A 16,046-nucleotide genomic window follows, 5' to 3' on the forward strand; every position below is an offset into this window, starting at 1 on the left:
TCGCCGGGCCGGTTGCGGCAGCGCGGGAAGACCCGCGCTACGAACGCAATCAACCCGATGCCGCGATTCGGTCCTTGGCGCTTCGGGCGGAAAATTTTGCTGGTTGCCGCGCATCGGGTCAGAAATACACGATGCCGCCGACCGGCGACTCACGACCTTTCGCGACGCATCCCCACCCCGCCGCGCTCCGCCGCCTGCTCCTGAACGCGCCGACGCTCACGCTGAACCGCCCCGGCGCTGCCGAATCGTTCCGCACGCGAGACGGCCGTATTTCGCGCAGATTCGACCGAAACACCCCGCGTCGAAACCCCGCGATTCCACGCGATCCCGCAGAGGACCTTTCCTGTGCAGCGCCTTAATCGCCGGTCGCACGTTCTCCAATAATGCCCACTCGATCCGTCGGCCCGCGCGCCGATACGACCCACCGGCGATCGGGCCGGAGACCAGCGAAAAAAGTCATATGCATTCCTATAAAACAACCAAGCCCGCCGGCGCACGCGTCGCCGCGCCGCTTGCCGCCCGCCGCGGCCGTCGTACCGGTGCGCTCCCGCTGAGCGTGATTGCCGCCTGTGCGGCCGGCTTCCTGATTCCCTGCGCCGCGCGAGCACAGAGCAGCGTGACGCTGTACGGCCTGATCGATACGTCGATCACCTATTCGACCAACCAGCGTACGCAAGGCGCCGGTTCGCCGGGCAGCGGCAGCGTCGCAATGACGAGCGGTGCGTTGAACGCGTCGCGCTGGGGGCTGCGCGGCCGCGAGGATCTCGGCGGCGGGACGGCAGCGGTCTTCACGCTCGAGAATGGCTTCTCGGGCACGACCGGCAAGCTGTCGCAGAAAGGCGTCGACCTGTTCGGCCGTCAGGCGTGGCTCGGCCTGAGCTCGCGGACGGCCGGCACGCTCACGTTCGGCCGCCAGTACGACCTGATCCTCGATTTCGTGACGCCGCTCGGCGCGTCGGGCCCCGGCTGGGGCGGCAACCTCGCGGTGCATCCGTACGACAACGACGACTCGAACCGCAACCTGCGCATCAACCATGCGGTGAAGTACACGAGCCCGACGTATCGCGGGCTGACGCTCGGCGCGATGTTCGGATTCTCGAACACGGCCGGCGCGTTCTCGAACAACGCCGTATGGAGCGCGGGGCTCGGGTATGCGAACGGGCCGCTGAAGCTCGGCGCCGGTTACCTGAAGATCAGCCGCGACCGCAACGCGCCGAATCCGGACGGCGCACTGAGCACGCTCGACGGCTCCGCGACGATCACGGGCGGCAACCAGCAGATCTGGGCCCTGGCCGGCCGTTATGCGTTCGGCCCGCATTCGGTCGGTGCCTCATGGTCGCACTCGGCCACCGACGGCGTGAGCGGCGTACTCCAGGGCAGCGGCATCACCCCGCTGAAGGGTGAATCGCTCGTGTTCGACAACTTCACGGTCGACGGCCGCTACTTCGTCACGCCGGCGTTCAGCGTGGCCGCCGCGTACACGTACACGATGGGCCGTTTCGACACGCGCACGGGCCAGACGCGCCCGAAATGGAACCAGGTGGTCACGCAGGCGGACTACGCATTCTCGAAACGCACGGACGCGTATCTCGAAGCCGTCTATCAAAGCGTGAGCGGCGGCAACGGCAACCCCGCGTTCAACGCGACCGTCTGGACCATGACGCCTTCGGCCAACAGCAACCAGGTCGTGGTCGCGCTCGGGCTGCGGCACAAGTTCTGAGTGCGCCGGCGACGCGCGATACGCCCGCACCGGAAAGGCGCATCACGCATGCGCGGCGCATGCTGCGCGCGTTCGCGCAAGCAAGAATGCGTCCTGCGTCGTTTCCGCGCGAAAAAGACGGAGAAACTGGTCACACTGTGACATTTTTCCTAATCTTGTTGCAGCGGCGCCGTGCGTCGGCGTCCGGCCGAGACAATCTTTCATCCGGCACGTCGCCGGCTTACGAAAGCGCATCGCGCACGGAAGCCGGCGCTTTCATGTCGTCTCGCCGCATGCGTGACGCGGCAGATCGCCCCACCACGCTTTCCATGCAGTCAACCGCAGGAGACGCACGATGAGCAAAACGAACCGATTCGCGGTCATTGCGGCGTTCGCGCTGCTGGCGGGTTGCCACCACGCGGCGAAAACGCCCGAGAATGCCGAGATGGCGCCGGCGCCATCGAGCGAAGCGGTCGCCACGGTGGCGGCCGACGATCTCGACAACCCAAACAGCCCGCTCGCGAAGCGCAGCGTCTACTTCGATTTCGACCAGTACTCCGTGAAGCCGGAATACCAGACGCTGCTGCAGGCGCACGCCGACTACCTGCGCAGCCATCCGTCGCGCCGCGTGCTGATCCAGGGCAACACCGACGAACGCGGGACGTCCGAATACAACCTCGCGCTCGGCCAACGCCGGTCGCAAGCCGTGATGGGCGCGCTCGAAACGCTGGGCGTGCAGGCCACGCAACTCGAAGCGGTCAGCCTCGGCAAGGAAAAGCCGGTCGCGCTCGGCCACGACGAAGATTCATGGGCGCAGAACCGCCGCGCCGATCTCGTCTATCGTTGACCGGATGCCGCCGCGACGGCGACATTCCGGCCCCGTCCCCCGTTACCTGTCATGCGACGAATCGCCGGGGCGCCCCGGCTGCGTGCTCGTGCTCGTGCTCGTGCTCGTGTGAGCGCGTGCGCCCCGCGCGCCGATTCGTGTCGCTATATGCCGCGACGCACTGATACCCAAAAAACATGGAATAAACCGCCTGACGGAGACGTTTCGTCATCGCGCGGTCGCCGGTTCACGCGAACCGCCCTGCCGCGCGGCCTGCGCGGTCCAAGGAGAGTGAAATGAAATCGGCAAGATTGGCCGCGGCGCTCGTCGCGGCGCTGATGCTGGTGCTGTCGGCGGGATGTACGTCGTCGGGCGGCGGGATGTCGCAAGGATCCGGCATGAGCCGCTACGGCGGCGCGGGCGGCAACGGAGGGGGTAGTGGCGGCGGAGGCGGCGGAGGCTACTGAAACACCGCCTCCCGGAATCGGGCGAGGCATCGCGCGGGAACACGGCCGGGAACCGGCTGCGTTGCGCGCGACGCCCCGCCCTGCCGCTCGACGGCTCAACGCATGGCCTTCACGTCGGCCGGCGTGACGCTTGCGGGCTGTCCGCCCCATGTCGCACGCAGGTAGTTCGCGAGCTGCGCGAGTTCGTCGTCGCTCAGCGTGTGCGCGAAACCCGGCATCGGCTGCAGGTTTTCGTAGCCGGCAAACTTCTGCTCGTCGACGCCGTCGAGCATCGCGACCAGCAGGTTGCGCGCGTCGCCCTGGCGCAGCGTCGAATTGCCGTTCATCGGCACCGCCACGTGCGGCTTGCCTTCGCCGTTGAAGCCGTGGCAGCCCGCGCACACCGCGAGATACACCGAGCGGCCGGCCGCGAGCTGCGCGGCGTCGGCCGACACCGGCTTCACCGGCTGCGGTGCCGGCGGCGTATCGCCGAGCAGGTACACGGACAGCGCGCGCAGGTCGTCCTTCGCCAGGTACTGCGTGCTCAGGTGCACGACCGGATACATTTCGCCGAACGCCGAGCCTTGCGGCGCGATGCCGACGCCGAAGAACGTCTGCAGGTCGGTGCCCGTCCAGCCGCGCGCGGCGAGGCCGGCCGGCGTGATGTCCGGTGCGGCCACGCGGCCGAGCGCCGCGCCCGCGAACGGCTTCGCGCCGTCGAGCTGGCCCGTGAACGCACGCGGCGTGTGGCATTCCGCGCAGTGGCCGAGCGCGCCCGCGAGGTAGCGGCCGCGCTGCCAGTCGGCGGACTGGCCGCGCGACGCGTCGGGCAGGCTGTCCTTCAGGAACACCATGTCCCAGAACACCATGCCGAAGCGCAGGTTGTACGGGAACTTGAGTGCGTGCGCGCGGTTCTCCTGCGCGACCGGCTTCACGGTCCTCAGGTACGCGTACATCGCGTCGCTGTCGGCGCGCGTGAGCTGCCGGTACGACGTGTACGGCATCGACGGATACAGTCGCTTGGCCGGAGCCTTGCCGTCGTGCAGCGCGGCGTAGAAGTCGTCCGCGCTCCAGCTGCCGATCCCGTGATCCTTGTCGGGCGTGATGTTCGAACCGTAGAACGTGCCGAACGGCGACTCGAGCGGCGCTCCGCCGGCGAACGGCGCGCCGTCCTTCGCGGTGTGGCACGCCGCGCAGTCGGCGGCCTTGACGAGATAACGGCCGCGCGCGACCGGGTCGGCGCCGGGCGCGCCGGAAGCCGCGTTCGCGGCCGGGGCGTCGTGGCCGCCGCAGGCGGCGAGCAGCAGCGCGCAGGCGGCCGCGAGCGCGGGCAGGCCCGCGGCCCGCGCGGCACGATGGGCGAATGTGCGTTTCATGCGGCGTCCTTCACGAGTCCCGGCGTCGTCAGGATCACGTCCTTCACGGCCTGGTAGTAGCGGACGTAACCCGTGCAGCGGCAGAGGTGCGCGTTCAGCGCGTCGGTGATCGTGCGCTCGACGTCGGCCTTCGCGACCGGCTCGCGCGTCAGCCGCTCGATCAGCACCGTCGCCGCGTTGACGAAACCCGGCGTGCAGTAGCCGCACTGGAAGCTGAAGTGCTCGAGGAACTTCTGCTGGATCGGCGACAGTTCCACCACTTCGCCGGCTTCGTTGCGCTTCGCGTGGCCTTCGATCGTGCGGATCGAACGGCCGTGGAAGAAGTGCGCGCCGGTGATGCAGGTGCGCATTTCCTCGCTGGTGCCGTCCGGCTTGTCGACGATCACGACGCATGCGTGGCAGATGCCCTGCCCGCAGCCGAGCCGCGAACCGGTGAGGCCCGCGTACTCGTGCAGGAACTCGATCATCATCAGCCCCTCGGGCACCTGCATCGGGCCGACGGACTTGCCGTTGATCTTCAATGACAGCGGCTTCAGCTGAAAGCGCACGAGCGGACGCTCGACGGCGGCCGGAGCTGCGGCGGATACAGCCGATGCAGCCGGCACCGCAGCGGATGCGGATGCCGGCGCGGCCGAAGCCGCGTTCGGCACGGCCGCGCTGGCGCTCGCGGCCGACGCGGCGGTTTGGGCGGTCGTCATGCGAGCACCTCCTGAATCTTTTGCGGGGTCACCGGCAAGTCGGTGAAACGATGGCCGATCGCGTGCGCGATGCCGTTCACGATCGCGCCGACGACGGGGATCATCACCACTTCGGCGACACCCTTCGGCGGATCGGTCTCGGACAGCGGCGGCAGGATGTCGCCCGTCTGCGACCACACGGCGACGTCGGTCGCGCGCGGCAGCTGATAACGGTTGAAGTTCCACGTGCCGTTGCCCGGGCCGTCTTCGTAGAGCGGCAGGTACTCGTGCAGCGCATGGCCGATACCCATCGCGAGGCCGCCCTGCAGCTGGCCCGACACGAGCTGCGGCGAGATCTGGTTGCCGCACTCCATGATCGAGTGATGCGTGAGCAGCTCGACCTTGCCGGTCGCTTCGTGCACGGCCAGCTCGACGAGCGTGCCGACCGCCGTGTAGTACGTGACGGCCGCGTTGTTGCGGCTCGTCGGCGGGATGAACACGCGCTTGCGGTCCAGCACGCGATAGCCGTTCGCGGTCGGCGCCAGCGTGCCGCGCAGCGCGGTCGCGCCGGCCGGCGCGACGGTGCCGGGCAGCGGGCCGTCGGCGCCCGTCTTCGGCGCGCCGACACGCAGCGACAACCCGTCGATCGGCAGACGCTCGACCGCGCCGCCCACGTCGAACTCGGCGTCGGTCCATTGCCAGCGGTTGAACACGTGCACGACGGCGCCGGTCGGCAGGCCGAGCGCATGCGCCTGCTTCGCGAGCTGCTCGAACGTCAGCGGCTCGAGGCCGTCGGCGCTCAGCTTGCCGTCGACCCAGCGCGCGTCCTCGATGCGGATCGTGTACGGCGCGGCCTGGCCGCCGCCGAGGCCGCGCGTCCAGATCGACATCGCGGCCGGCCACAGCCCGTAGCGGAACACCGCGCGCGCGGCTTCGCGCGTGCTGTGCGTGAAGTAGTACGCGGAGTTGGTCGCGCTCGACGGCGACGCATAGCCCGGCGACCAGCGCGGATTCGCGCTCAGCCGATCCTGGTCGGCCTGCGACATCAGGTACGGATCGCCGTTCGTCTCGACCGGCAGGTCGGGCCATTCGGTCACCGCGACGCGCACCTCGGTCGCCGGGCGGCCGAGCCACTTCGCGACCGCGACGGCCTGCGACGTCGACATCCCGGTGCCGATCTCGGCAGCCGTGTGTTGCAGCGACACCTTGCCGTTCTCGTCGAATTCGACCTTCGCGAACGATGCCTCGGCGCCCGTGCCGAAGTCCTTCTGCACGCACGCGAAGCCGACACCGTAGCGCTTGCCCGGGTTCGCGGCCTCGAATTCGGCCTTGCGCGCCGCGCGACGCGTCCACAGCGGATGCTGCCTCGCGCGCTCCAGCACTTCGTCGACGCGCAGCGCGCCGGCGGGAATCGCGCCCTGGGTGTTCTTCATCCCCGAACGCAGCGCGTTGCGCAGGCGGAATTCGATCGGGTCGAGGTTCAGTTGCGCGGCGATCTCGTCGACGGCCATCTCGGTCGCGGCCATGCTCTGCAGCGTGCCGTAGCCGCGGGCGGAGCCGGCATCGATCGCACGCGACGCGATCGCGACCGCCGCGAGGTCGCTCTTCGGGAAGTAGTAGATCGATTGCGCGGCCGTCGCGCCGACCATCGCCACCGACGGCGAGAAATTCGAGCGCCCGCCGCCGTTCGCCTCGAAGTCGCCCTTGAACGATTGCAGCAGGCCCGTGTTGCGGTCGACCGCGATCCGGTAACGCATCCTGAACGCGTGACGCTTCAGCGACGTCTGGAACTGCTCGTAGCGGTCGTTCGCGAACCGCACGGGGCGGCCGTCCGCGTACAGCGCGCAGACGAGCCCGTAGAACGGCACGTTGAAGTGATCCTTCGAGCCGTAGCCGACCGTGTAGCACGGATGCACGAACAGCTTCTTCACCGGGAAGCGGCATTTCGCGACCATCGCGGCCGCGTTCTCCGACACTTCGAGCGGCGACTGGGTCGGCACGACGAGGTGCAGCGACTGCGTCGCGGCGTCGTACCAGCAGTTCGCGTTGTCGGGTTCGAGCGCGGCGGTGTCGACCGACTGCGTGTTGTACTCGCGGTCGAACACGAGCCAGTCGGCCGACGGATGGTCGAGTTCCGCGGCGATCTGGCCGGCGAGAAACATCCCCTGCTCGTCGAGCTTGCCGTGCTCCTTGCCGTCCGGCCAGACCGGCAGGTGCTTGCGCATCATGCTCGGGAAGATCGGCGCATCCTTCAGGCTCGAATAGACATCGTCGTCGTAGGCCGTCTTGCCGCCCACCCGCACGTAGCGGAAGGTACCCCACGGATCGCGCTCGAGCGGGCCCGTGACCGCGCCGTAGCGGATCACGTCGTCGCGGAACTTGAGCGCGTTCTTCGCGAAGCGGAAGCGCGCGAAGTCGTGGTAGATCAGGATCGCGACCGCATGGCCGAGATACGCGGGCGTCTTGCCGGCGGGCAACAGCATGTCGTCGCCGTAGAACGTCGGGAACGCGACGCCGTCGCGCGCGAGATCGTCGGCCGTGACCACGCGGTCCGGCTTCAGCTCGTCGCCGAGCAGCGACAGGTCGAAGCCCTCGTAGGTGCGGTCGGCCTGCGTGACGCGCAGGATCAGCGCGTGCGACTGCTGCTGCGGCCAGTGCGGCATGTCGGCCGCGCGCACGTCGCGGGCGAACACTTTCGAGCCCGTGACCTTCGCGATGCCGTCGATGCGGAATTGGGGGATGCCGGTGACGCTATCCCATTTGACGGGAGTGAGGAGTTTTTCTTCGAAGAGCGCCGCGAACGCGCGGCTGCCGATGGGCGCGACGTAGACCGCGACGCCCGCCAGCACGCTGGCTTTCAGAAAACCCCGCCGTGACAGGCCGTGGTTTTTCATTGGGGGGAACCTCCTGATGCGGCTCGGACGGCGATCGGGTGTCGCGGCGTTCGGAGCGGCGCGCATTCTGGCATTGTTTTTGATATATCGCCTATAGTATTTCTCGCATGAATTGCTTATTGGATTTCTTATAACGGGATTCGGACGAGCTGCGGCGCGCGGTCGCGGGCGGCACACGCGTGCGACTGCGCGGTGTCGCGCCGGCCGCATCGGTGGCTGCCGGCCGATCGTGCGCCATCGGCGGCCCGCGTGCGGCGCGGGCTGAAACCGGTCCGCGCGCGGCTGCCCGAGATCGTTCCGTCGGCAACGATCCTGCCTGCGCATCGGCGAATCCGCAAGATGCGCGCGAACGAAGTTGACGACGACGCGCCGACGTCCCCGCACGGCACGCGCGGCCGATGTTTCATGTTAATGTCGTGCGCATCCGGTTCGCCGGCCATCCCGTGCCGGGCGGGGCGGCCGGCGGTGCACCGCATCGTGTCGAGGTCAAAATAGCCATGGCAGTCAAGGCACGCCTCCTGAACGCCGTTCTCGCCACGCCCCCCTGCGGCGATCACTACGTGACGGCCGCGCTGCGCCCGTCGATGCTCGTCACGCTGTTCGAGGACGTGCGTCCGATGGCGCTGTCCGGCTTCGCCAGCGCGTTCGTCGCGGCGATCGCGCTGATCCGGCTGCAACAACTCTGGTGTTTCGTGTGGCTCGTCGTCGACGTCGGCCTGCTCGCCGCGCGGCTCGCGATCGCACGTGCGTATGCGGTACGTCGTGCCGCCGGCGACGATCGCGCCGAATACTGGGCCCGGCGCTATGCGCCCGTGTCGCTCGCCGCGTGCTTCGTGCTCGGCCTCGGCGTGATGGGCTGCGTGGATGCGCCCGACGTCGAGCTCGGCACGCTGGCCGTGATGGTCGCGGGCGGCGTGTTCGGCGGGATCGCGTCGCGCAATTCGGCGCTGCCGCGGCTCGCGATGACGCAGGTCACGCTCGGCGTCGTGCCGATCGGCGTCGGCGCGCTGCTGGTCCAGCGGCCCGGCGCATGGCTGCTGCTGCCGCCGCTCGTGATCTATCTCGCGGCCATGCGTACGGTCGTCGAACGCCATTACCGCGTGCTGGTCGCGCTGATCGCCGCACGCCAGCGCAACGCCGAGCTCGTCGCGCGCTTCGACGCCGCCCTCACCTACATGCCGCACGGCCTGTGCATGATCGACGGCGAAAGCCGCGTGATCGTCGCGAACCGCCGCACCGCGCAGCTGTTCGGCTCGCCGCGCGAGATCATGCTGGACACGCCGCTGCCCGACGTCGTCGCGGCGCTCGGCGCGAACGCGCTCACCGATCCCGACGGCGCCAGTCTCGCCGTGCAATGCGACCTCTGGCTGAACCATGACGAACCGGAGCCGCTCGACATCGCGCTCGCCGACGGCCGCCAGCTCGAACTCACGCGCCACCGCGTGCCGGACGGCAACGCGGTGATCATCGTCGAGGACGTCACCGCGCGCCGCCAGACCGAGCAGCATATCCGGCACCTCGCGCGGCACGACGCGCTGACGGGATTGCCGAACCGCCACGAGTTGCATGCGCAACTCAAACGGATGCTCGCGCACCGGCCGCACCTGCCGCACGTGCCGAGCCCCGCGCTCGCCGTCATGTATCTCGACCTCGACGGCTTCAAGGCGATCAACGACCGCTTCGGCCACCAGGCCGGTGACGAAGTGCTCATGCAGGTCGCCGAGCGGCTCGGCAAGACGCTGCCGCCCGGCGAACTGGCGGCGCGGGTAGGCGGCGACGAGTTCATCGTCGCGCTCGACGCAACCACCATGCAGGCGTGCTCGGTCCTCGCCGCGCGGATCATCCGGCAGATCTCGGCGCCGTACACGCTGTCGATCGGCGAGACCGTCGTCTTCGGGATCAGCATCGGCATCGCGCTCGACGACGGGCACGGCTCACCCGACGAACTGATCCGGCAGGCCGACAGCGCGCTGTACGACGCGAAGTCGGCCGGCAAGGGGATCTACCGCTTCTATTCGGCCGGAAGCAGCCGCGTGACGCCCGCGACCGCGAGCTGAGCGCGCTCGTTCCCGCCAGCGGCCGCCGCGCTGTCCAGCTTGCCCGTTCGCTTCCCGCGATTCATTCCGGAAACGCCTTGCGTGGTACGACGCGTGCGCGCAGGTGTTCCGCCGCGGCCGCCCGTGTCACGTGACGTGTTCCGTAACATCGGCGCGCGCCGCGCGTAGCGTTCGCTGCAGAAGCCCGCACGATCGCGACGGCGCGCGGCATTTGATGGCTGGCACTCTTATTGCTCCTTGACCGGGAAACAGGATGTCAGGGAGGCCACTCATGAATACCGTCGAAGTTCTCAGCCGCGCGGAAACGATCGATCAACTGGACGTGATCGACGGTGCCTCGCTGATCCGGCGGCTCGTTTCCGAGCGCCGCATGCCCGCAGCGCGTGAAGCCGCGTGCGTCGCCAATCCGCCGCTGACGCTGTACGGCGCGTTTCGCCAGGGCGTCACCGACCATGCGGCGCGGCGCGCGAATCCGTATCGCGCCGGCAGCCGTTTCTGGACGCTGTGGGAAGAAGGCCGTATCGAGGCTGAAACATCGGGCCGCTGACGCGCTCGCGCGCCGGCCGCCGTCGCGGCAAGGGGCTGGCGCACCACACGGCGTGTGCAGGCGGCCGGCCCGCACGCCGGCGTGCGTTTCAGCGCTGCAACATCGCGCGCGGCTGCTCTGGTTGCGCTTGCCGCGCGTTCGCGCGCGGGCCGCCTGACGGCGCTCGACCTCGGCCGCACCGCTCGCCGCGCGGCGGTCGTTTCCCGATAAGATGGCGGATTCCCGTTCTCCGAACGATGTCGCCATGACCGCCTCCTCCTCACACCGAAATCCCATCCACTGCGAAATCGATCTCGATGCGCAAGGCAAGCATGCGGGCTATCTGCGCCTGCCGCATTCCGTGCATCGCTCCGCGTATGGTTGGCTGCCGATCCCGATCGCGTCGATCCGCAACGGCGACGGCCCGGTCGCGCTCGTGATGGCCGGCAACCACGGTGACGAATACGAAGGCCAGATCATCGTGTCGCAGCTGATGCGCGAGATCGACCCGGAGAGCGTCACCGGGCAGCTGATCCTGCTGCCGATGGCCAATTTCCCCGCGGCCGACGCGGGCCTGCGCGTGTCGCCGCTCGACGAAGGCAACCTGAACCGCAGCTTTCCCGGCAACCCGACCGGCACGCCGACGCAGATGATCGCCCACTACATCGAGCATGCGCTGCTGTCGCGCGCGCAGTATCTGGTCGACCTGCATTCGGGCGGCAGTTCGCTGCTGTACCAGGGCGGCAACATGCTCGCGATCGACCCGCTCGACGACGACGAAGCGGCGAAGCTCAATGGGCTGCTCGTCGCGTTCGGCTTGCCGAACGCGCTGCTGCACGCGCCGAACCCGGTGCATTCGGCCTCGGCCGCGCGCCGGCAGGGCGCGATCTCGATCGTGACCGAACTCGGCGGTGCGGGGATGGCCGATCCGTCGCTGATCCGGCTCGGCCGTCACGGGCTGCTGCACTATCTCGGCTACATCGGCCTGCTGCACGGCGCGCTCGTGCCCGACGCGCCGCCGACCGTCACGCGCTTCCTGCGCGTCGACGGCGATCGCCACTTCGTCTACGCGTACGAACGCGGGCTGTACGAACCGCTCGTCGAACTCGGCGACCAGGTGAAGGCCGGCCAGCCGGCCGCGTGGGTGCACTTCCCCGATACGCCGCTGCGCGAACCGGTGCTGCACCGCTTCAAGGGCGACGGCGAAGTGGTGTGCAAGCGCGTGCCCGCGCAGGTGCAGCGCGGCGATTGCCTGTTTCAGCTGGCGGAGGCGTCGACGCCGCCGCGAGTCATCGGGTAATGTGCGTGATCGAGTGGTCGAGGAGATCACGAACATGAAATGTCCCGCCTGCGGTGAAGCCGAACTGATTCGCGACACACGCGATATTCCGTATGCGTTTCAGCGTGTGTCCACGGTCGTTCGAGGTATAACGGGCGACTTCTGCCCGGCATGCGGCGAAGCGGTGCTCGATATCGAAAATGCCAGTCGTCTCGGTGATGCGATGACACGGTTCGCCACACAATTCGACGGGCGGGCGAACTAGATGCACGTCGTCGTTCGATGGGATGAGGGTCGCTGCGTAGATGGCGTGTCATGACCGGTACAGACCCTAAGCGGACGGCCGGCTTTCTACAAAGCGGCCGTTCGATCGAGATGGGCTGGACGCCTGGTGCGATGGAGTTGTCCAGACCGGACTGCGGTCGCTCGGCTCTACAGTAGCCATTTGGAAGATCAATCACATTCATCTTCCGCCAACGATCGGACCAATTTTCCAGTAGAGCGACAGAGCTACAGCACGCTCGACTCGCCGCCCCGCGCAGACAAACGATTGTCGGATAGACAAAGGCACAAGCCTTGCTCTACGCAAGGATCGGCATCGACCGATGATGCCCTCGCATAGCAACGAATCCCCAATCATTGCGCCACGACGCGGGGAGGACAACTTGAAGATGCGTTCATCTCCTGCGACACCGGCGCTGCCCGTCGTCCTCGTCTATCGTGGGCAACGCAAATCCGTTCCATCCGGCCACGACGTCGGCACGCTCTGGGCGCTCGCCCGACAGATCGCTGAGCTCAAGGGCACGGAACTGGCGGGCGAGTTCGATGAAAAGCATGCGTACCCCGCGCATCGATATCTGGTCCCCGACGATACGCTGACGTTGGCGCAAGCGCGCAAGCTTGGCGTGCGATCCGAGCGCTATCTGTTCGGCGGCGTCGTGCCGTTTGCGTTTGTCGCGACGAAGCTGATCGCACATGCGCTGCCTGATGACGCGCAGGCCTCGCCGCCGGGCTGGTCACGCGTATTCGGCGAGCACATTGGTTCGCTGGTGCTGCCGGGCTACGCGGCGTTTTCGCGGGTCGATGCCTGCAACGCGGCGCGCATCCTTTGGCAGGAGGGCGGCGTACGGATCAAGCGCCCTTATGGGGTCGGAGGAGCAGGACAGTCAGTCGTCGCCGACATGGACGAACTGGAAGCAGAACTCGATGCGCTTGGTGACGCGGCGCTGCGAGCCGAAGGCATCGTCGTCGAAAGGCAGTTGGATAGCATTGAGACGCTGAGCGTCGGTCAGGTGACGCTCGACGATCTGGTCGCGAGCTACTATGGCGTGCAGCATCTAACAGTCAATAACCATGGCCACCACGTCTATGGCGGCACCGACCTGGTCGCCGTGCATGGGAGCTTCGACCTGCTTATGCAGCTCGATGTCATGAGCGATGTCCAGGAGGCGATCATCAAGGCGCGTGCATTCGATGCCGCCGTGCAAAATGACTACGCCGGTTTTTTTGCATCGAGACGCAACTACGACGTCGCCTGGGGCATCGATGCACAAGGCGTGCGCCGTTGCGGGGTACTCGAGCAGTCGTGGCGGATCGGCGGCGCAACGGGCGCCGAGCTTGGCGCGTTGCGAATGTTCAGGGCAGATCCTCGGGTGCATGCGGTGCGTGCGTCGACGCGTGAGATTTACGGAGGCGATGTGCAGGTGCCTGATGGCGCCTGCGTCATCTATCGAGGCGTCGATCCGCAAGCGGGAGCCATCACGAAGTACTACACGGTGGATCGTAATACCTTGCAAGGGAGCAACGGCATATGACAGCGGAGCGTTATGGCGTGCGGATCAAGGTCGAGAACGGTTACCTGGACGGGACCCTGCTCGCTCCGAAGACAACGGTGCCGGGCATTCTTTTCGTGCACGGCTGGGGCGGCAATCAGGAACAGTATCTCGAGCGCGCCCGGCAGGCATCGGCATTCGGCTGCGTTTGCCTGACCTTCGATCTGACGGGACATGGGCGTACGCAGGACGAACAACAAAACGTGACCCGGGAAACCAACCTGCAGGATCTGCTGGCCGCCTACGATACGCTCGTTGCACATCCATTGATCGATCGCGATGCGGTTGCAGTGATCGGCAGCAGCTACGGAGGCTATCTCGCAGCCATCCTGACGGAACTGCGCCCAGTGCGCTGGCTGGGTCTGCGCGTACCAGCGCTTTACCTCGACGAAGGATGGAACACGCCGAAGCGCGCCTTGCATGTCGAACATGATCTCGTCGCGTATCGCAAACGCACCGTGCCAGCGTCGGAAAATCGGGCGTTGCGTGCGGCGGCCCGCTTTCGAGGCGATGTGCTGCTCGTCGAATCGGAACACGACGAGATCGTGCCGCATACCGTGATCGCCAGCTATCTGCAGGCGTTTTTGCAAGCCCATTCGCTCACGTACCGGATCATCGACGGTGCGGACCATGGACTATCGGATGATCCCAGCCAACGTGCCTATACCGCGCTTGTCGTGAACTGGCTGAACGAGATGGTTGCGGGCCTGCGCGCTGGCGACCGCGGAGCTGCGCCCGCTCAGGCAGAGACGTAGAAGCCCGTCAGTGCACCGATCGGACCGATCCGGCCCGCCCTGAAGAGCCGGGATTTTCCAAGCAAGACCGGGACGGAAATCGGGCTTGCCTCAAAGCTATCAAACTTCCTGCTGTACGTGGATTCGACGCATGGTCACCGTGCCGGCGTGCGAAGTCACGCCGATGCATCTCGCTTGTCGAGCCACGCCCCTGCCGCGCATAGCATCGCTTCCAGCCCCGTACGCAGCGTCGGGTCGAGTACCGGCGCGAACTTCGGCGAATGATTGCTGGGAATCTCGTTGAGCTTTTTCTCCGCCAACGCCTTTCCAAATGTATCCGGATCGGTCCCGCCGATGAACCAGAACCCATATGGCACGCCCCATTCGCGCCCGAATACGCTGAAGTCCTCGCTCGCTGCTGCCGGGGGCGTTTCGTAGGCGCGCTCGCCAAAGTGCGCTTCGAATGCCTCCCGCACACGCTCGCTTGTCTGCGCGTCGTTGATCGTCAGCGGATAGCTCGAGAGCGTCGTGAATTCGGGCTCGCGTGGTGCGTTGGAGGCCATGCATTCCGCGCAACAGATGCGACGGATCGCACCCAGCATGTATTCGCGCACGTCTTCGTCGAATGTGCGCATGTTGAGCTTGAGCGTCGCGTCGTCGGGGATAATGTTCTCTTTCGTTCCCGCCTGCAGCGCACCGATCGTCAGCACCGCACTATCGCGCGGGGAGATTTCCCGCGATACGATCGTCTGCAGACGGAGCGTCGTCGAAGCCGCCATGATGACCGGATCGATCGAGGTTTGTGGCTGCGATCCGTGCGAACCGCGTCCAAACAGCCTCACCTTCAAACTGTCGCCCGCCGAAAGAATCGTGCCGCTCCGATAGCCGACCGTGCCCGCCGCGCCAACCATGACGTGCTGGCCAAGGATCACGTCAGGCTTCGGGAAGCGTTCGGCCATGCCGTCGTCAATCATGCTGCGGGCGCCGCGCGCCACTTCCTCGCCCGGCTGAAAGACCGCCATCAGCGTTCCGCGCCAGGCGTCCCGGTGCGCAGCCATCAGGTGCGCCACACCCATCAGCCAGGCCACGTGCATGTCGTGGCCGCACGAGTGCGCGACGCCCACTTCGAGGCCATCCTCGTCCTTCGCCCTCGCCGTGCTGGCATATGGCAATCCGGTCGCTTCTTCCATCGGAAGCGCATCCATGTCGGCGCGCAACATTACAGTCGGACCGTCGCCGTTGCGTAACATCGCCACGACGCCGGTCACGCCGACACCCCGCGTAACGTCATAGCCGACATTTTCGAGATAATCGGCTGCAATACGTGCGGTGCGCACTTCCTGCATCGACAGTTCGGGATGCTCGTGCAGGTCCTTGTAGATCGCTTCGAGCTCGGGCAGGAGGCTTTCGATGGCGTCCCTGGTCGCTTCCACCAATGCAGGCATGATCGATCCTTTCAAATGGTTCGTTGCGGGGGCCGATGTTGCATCGCACGCGTCGGCCGTCGTTGAAGCGTGGCAGCGCTTGCGCCCGATCTGGCGACACGGCGGCAGGAGCGCGGTACGCAATCCGCCGACTAGTCCGATGCATGCGACAGGGGGGAAACACGGAACATCCGGGCGAGCCCGCTCTACCCTGGCACTTCGTATTACGTTTCCGTCAAGTCGCCTGCTGCCCGAAGCGGGACAGGACTAGAAGAG

13 protein-coding genes are annotated in these 16,046 nt (G+C 67.0%); 9 read left to right on the forward strand and 4 right to left on the reverse strand.

Going from position 1 to position 16,046, the window contains the following annotated elements:
* The first annotated feature begins 460 nt into the window (after positions 1 to 460).
* The 3 genes from DIE04_RS14925 (at position 461) to DIE04_RS29765 (ending at position 2,992) form a co-directional block, all read left to right on the forward strand.
* Positions 461 to 1,720 carry a porin gene (locus tag DIE04_RS14925; protein WP_124519407.1) on the forward strand — a complete coding sequence of 420 codons (1,260 nt, stop codon included), beginning with the start codon at positions 461 to 463 and terminating at the stop codon, positions 1,718 to 1,720.
* Positions 1,721 to 2,054: 334 nt separating this feature from the next.
* Complete coding sequence (pal, locus tag DIE04_RS14930) at positions 2,055 to 2,546, forward strand: peptidoglycan-associated lipoprotein Pal (RefSeq protein WP_124484754.1); 492 nt, start codon at positions 2,055 to 2,057, stop codon at positions 2,544 to 2,546.
* 275 nt (positions 2,547 to 2,821) lie between these two features.
* A complete protein-coding gene (locus tag DIE04_RS29765) occupies positions 2,822 to 2,992 on the forward strand; it encodes a hypothetical protein (RefSeq protein WP_185500360.1) in 171 nt (56 codons plus the stop codon).
* Between the two features lie 95 nt (positions 2,993 to 3,087).
* Here DIE04_RS29765 and DIE04_RS14935 read toward each other — a convergent pair whose 3' ends face one another.
* The 3 genes from DIE04_RS14935 to DIE04_RS14945 are packed head-to-tail and all read right to left on the reverse strand — an operon-like array spanning position 3,088 to position 7,918.
* Positions 3,088 to 4,347 carry a cytochrome c gene (locus DIE04_RS14935; RefSeq protein WP_124522919.1) on the reverse strand — a complete coding sequence of 420 codons (1,260 nt, stop codon included), beginning with the start codon at positions 4,345 to 4,347 and terminating at the stop codon, positions 3,088 to 3,090.
* Positions 4,344 to 5,045, reverse strand: a complete 702-nt coding sequence (locus DIE04_RS14940) for a (2Fe-2S)-binding protein (protein WP_124522917.1) — start codon at positions 5,043 to 5,045, stop codon at positions 4,344 to 4,346. Before DIE04_RS14940 ends, DIE04_RS14935 begins: the two co-directional genes overlap by 4 nt.
* Positions 5,042 to 7,918, reverse strand: coding sequence for a xanthine dehydrogenase family protein molybdopterin-binding subunit (locus DIE04_RS14945; RefSeq protein WP_124522915.1), 2,877 nt, complete (start codon positions 7,916 to 7,918; stop codon positions 5,042 to 5,044). Before DIE04_RS14945 ends, DIE04_RS14940 begins: the two co-directional genes overlap by 4 nt.
* 497 nt (positions 7,919 to 8,415) lie before the next feature.
* Here DIE04_RS14945 and DIE04_RS14950 point away from each other — a divergent pair, with 497 nt between their 5' ends.
* From DIE04_RS14950 to DIE04_RS14980, 6 genes are all read left to right on the forward strand, one after another.
* Positions 8,416 to 9,975 (forward strand): sensor domain-containing diguanylate cyclase, encoded by a 1,560-nt coding sequence (locus DIE04_RS14950; RefSeq protein ID WP_124522913.1) that lies wholly within the window; start codon positions 8,416 to 8,418, stop codon positions 9,973 to 9,975.
* Between the two features lie 271 nt (positions 9,976 to 10,246).
* A complete protein-coding gene (locus tag DIE04_RS14955; protein ID WP_044844576.1) occupies positions 10,247 to 10,522 on the forward strand; it encodes a hypothetical protein in 276 nt (91 codons plus the stop codon).
* Between the two features lie 244 nt (positions 10,523 to 10,766).
* Positions 10,767 to 11,801 (forward strand): succinylglutamate desuccinylase/aspartoacylase family protein, encoded by a 1,035-nt coding sequence (locus DIE04_RS14960; protein ID WP_124519401.1) that lies wholly within the window; start codon positions 10,767 to 10,769, stop codon positions 11,799 to 11,801.
* A gap of 34 nt (positions 11,802 to 11,835) precedes the next feature.
* Complete coding sequence (locus DIE04_RS14965) at positions 11,836 to 12,045, forward strand: type II toxin-antitoxin system MqsA family antitoxin (protein ID WP_124484748.1); 210 nt, start codon at positions 11,836 to 11,838, stop codon at positions 12,043 to 12,045.
* A 406-nt stretch (positions 12,046 to 12,451) separates the two neighbouring features.
* Positions 12,452 to 13,594: a DUF3182 family protein gene (locus DIE04_RS14975; protein WP_260426908.1), complete on the forward strand. Its 1,143-nt coding sequence runs from the start codon at positions 12,452 to 12,454 to the stop codon at positions 13,592 to 13,594.
* Positions 13,591 to 14,367 (forward strand): S9 family peptidase, encoded by a 777-nt coding sequence (locus DIE04_RS14980; protein WP_124519398.1) that lies wholly within the window; start codon positions 13,591 to 13,593, stop codon positions 14,365 to 14,367. The genes DIE04_RS14975 and DIE04_RS14980 overlap by 4 nt, the downstream gene beginning before the upstream one ends.
* A 155-nt stretch (positions 14,368 to 14,522) precedes the next feature.
* On the opposite strand, the gene DIE04_RS14985 is transcribed toward DIE04_RS14980, so the two are convergent.
* The gene (locus tag DIE04_RS14985) at positions 14,523 to 15,791 is read right to left on the reverse strand and encodes a M20 family metallopeptidase (RefSeq protein ID WP_124522909.1); all 1,269 of its coding nucleotides are present in this window, start codon (positions 15,789 to 15,791) and stop codon (positions 14,523 to 14,525) included.
* Positions 15,792 to 16,046 lie beyond the last annotated feature (255 nt).

It is taken from the genome of Burkholderia sp. Bp8994, from assembly GCF_003853805.1.
In the GTDB taxonomy this organism is placed as follows: domain Bacteria; phylum Pseudomonadota; class Gammaproteobacteria; order Burkholderiales; family Burkholderiaceae; genus Burkholderia.

Coding starts and splice junctions, on each gene's coding strand:
- DIE04_RS14925 (WP_124519407.1), top strand. CDS start 461: ATGCATTCCTATAAAACAACCAAGCCCGCCGGCGCACGCGTCGCCGCG.
- pal (WP_124484754.1), top strand. CDS start 2,055: ATGAGCAAAACGAACCGATTCGCGGTCATTGCGGCGTTCGCGCTGCTG.
- DIE04_RS29765 (WP_185500360.1), top strand. CDS start 2,822: ATGAAATCGGCAAGATTGGCCGCGGCGCTCGTCGCGGCGCTGATGCTG.
- DIE04_RS14935 (WP_124522919.1), bottom strand. CDS start 4,347: ATGAAACGCACATTCGCCCATCGTGCCGCGCGGGCCGCGGGCCTGCCC.
- DIE04_RS14940 (WP_124522917.1), bottom strand. CDS start 5,045: ATGACGACCGCCCAAACCGCCGCGTCGGCCGCGAGCGCCAGCGCGGCC.
- DIE04_RS14945 (WP_124522915.1), bottom strand. CDS start 7,918: ATGAAAAACCACGGCCTGTCACGGCGGGGTTTTCTGAAAGCCAGCGTG.
- DIE04_RS14950 (WP_124522913.1), top strand. CDS start 8,416: ATGGCAGTCAAGGCACGCCTCCTGAACGCCGTTCTCGCCACGCCCCCC.
- DIE04_RS14955 (WP_044844576.1), top strand. CDS start 10,247: ATGAATACCGTCGAAGTTCTCAGCCGCGCGGAAACGATCGATCAACTG.
- DIE04_RS14960 (WP_124519401.1), top strand. CDS start 10,767: ATGACCGCCTCCTCCTCACACCGAAATCCCATCCACTGCGAAATCGAT.
- DIE04_RS14965 (WP_124484748.1), top strand. CDS start 11,836: ATGAAATGTCCCGCCTGCGGTGAAGCCGAACTGATTCGCGACACACGC.
- DIE04_RS14975 (WP_260426908.1), top strand. CDS start 12,452: ATGCGTTCATCTCCTGCGACACCGGCGCTGCCCGTCGTCCTCGTCTAT.
- DIE04_RS14980 (WP_124519398.1), top strand. CDS start 13,591: ATGACAGCGGAGCGTTATGGCGTGCGGATCAAGGTCGAGAACGGTTAC.
- DIE04_RS14985 (WP_124522909.1), bottom strand. CDS start 15,791: ATGCCTGCATTGGTGGAAGCGACCAGGGACGCCATCGAAAGCCTCCTG.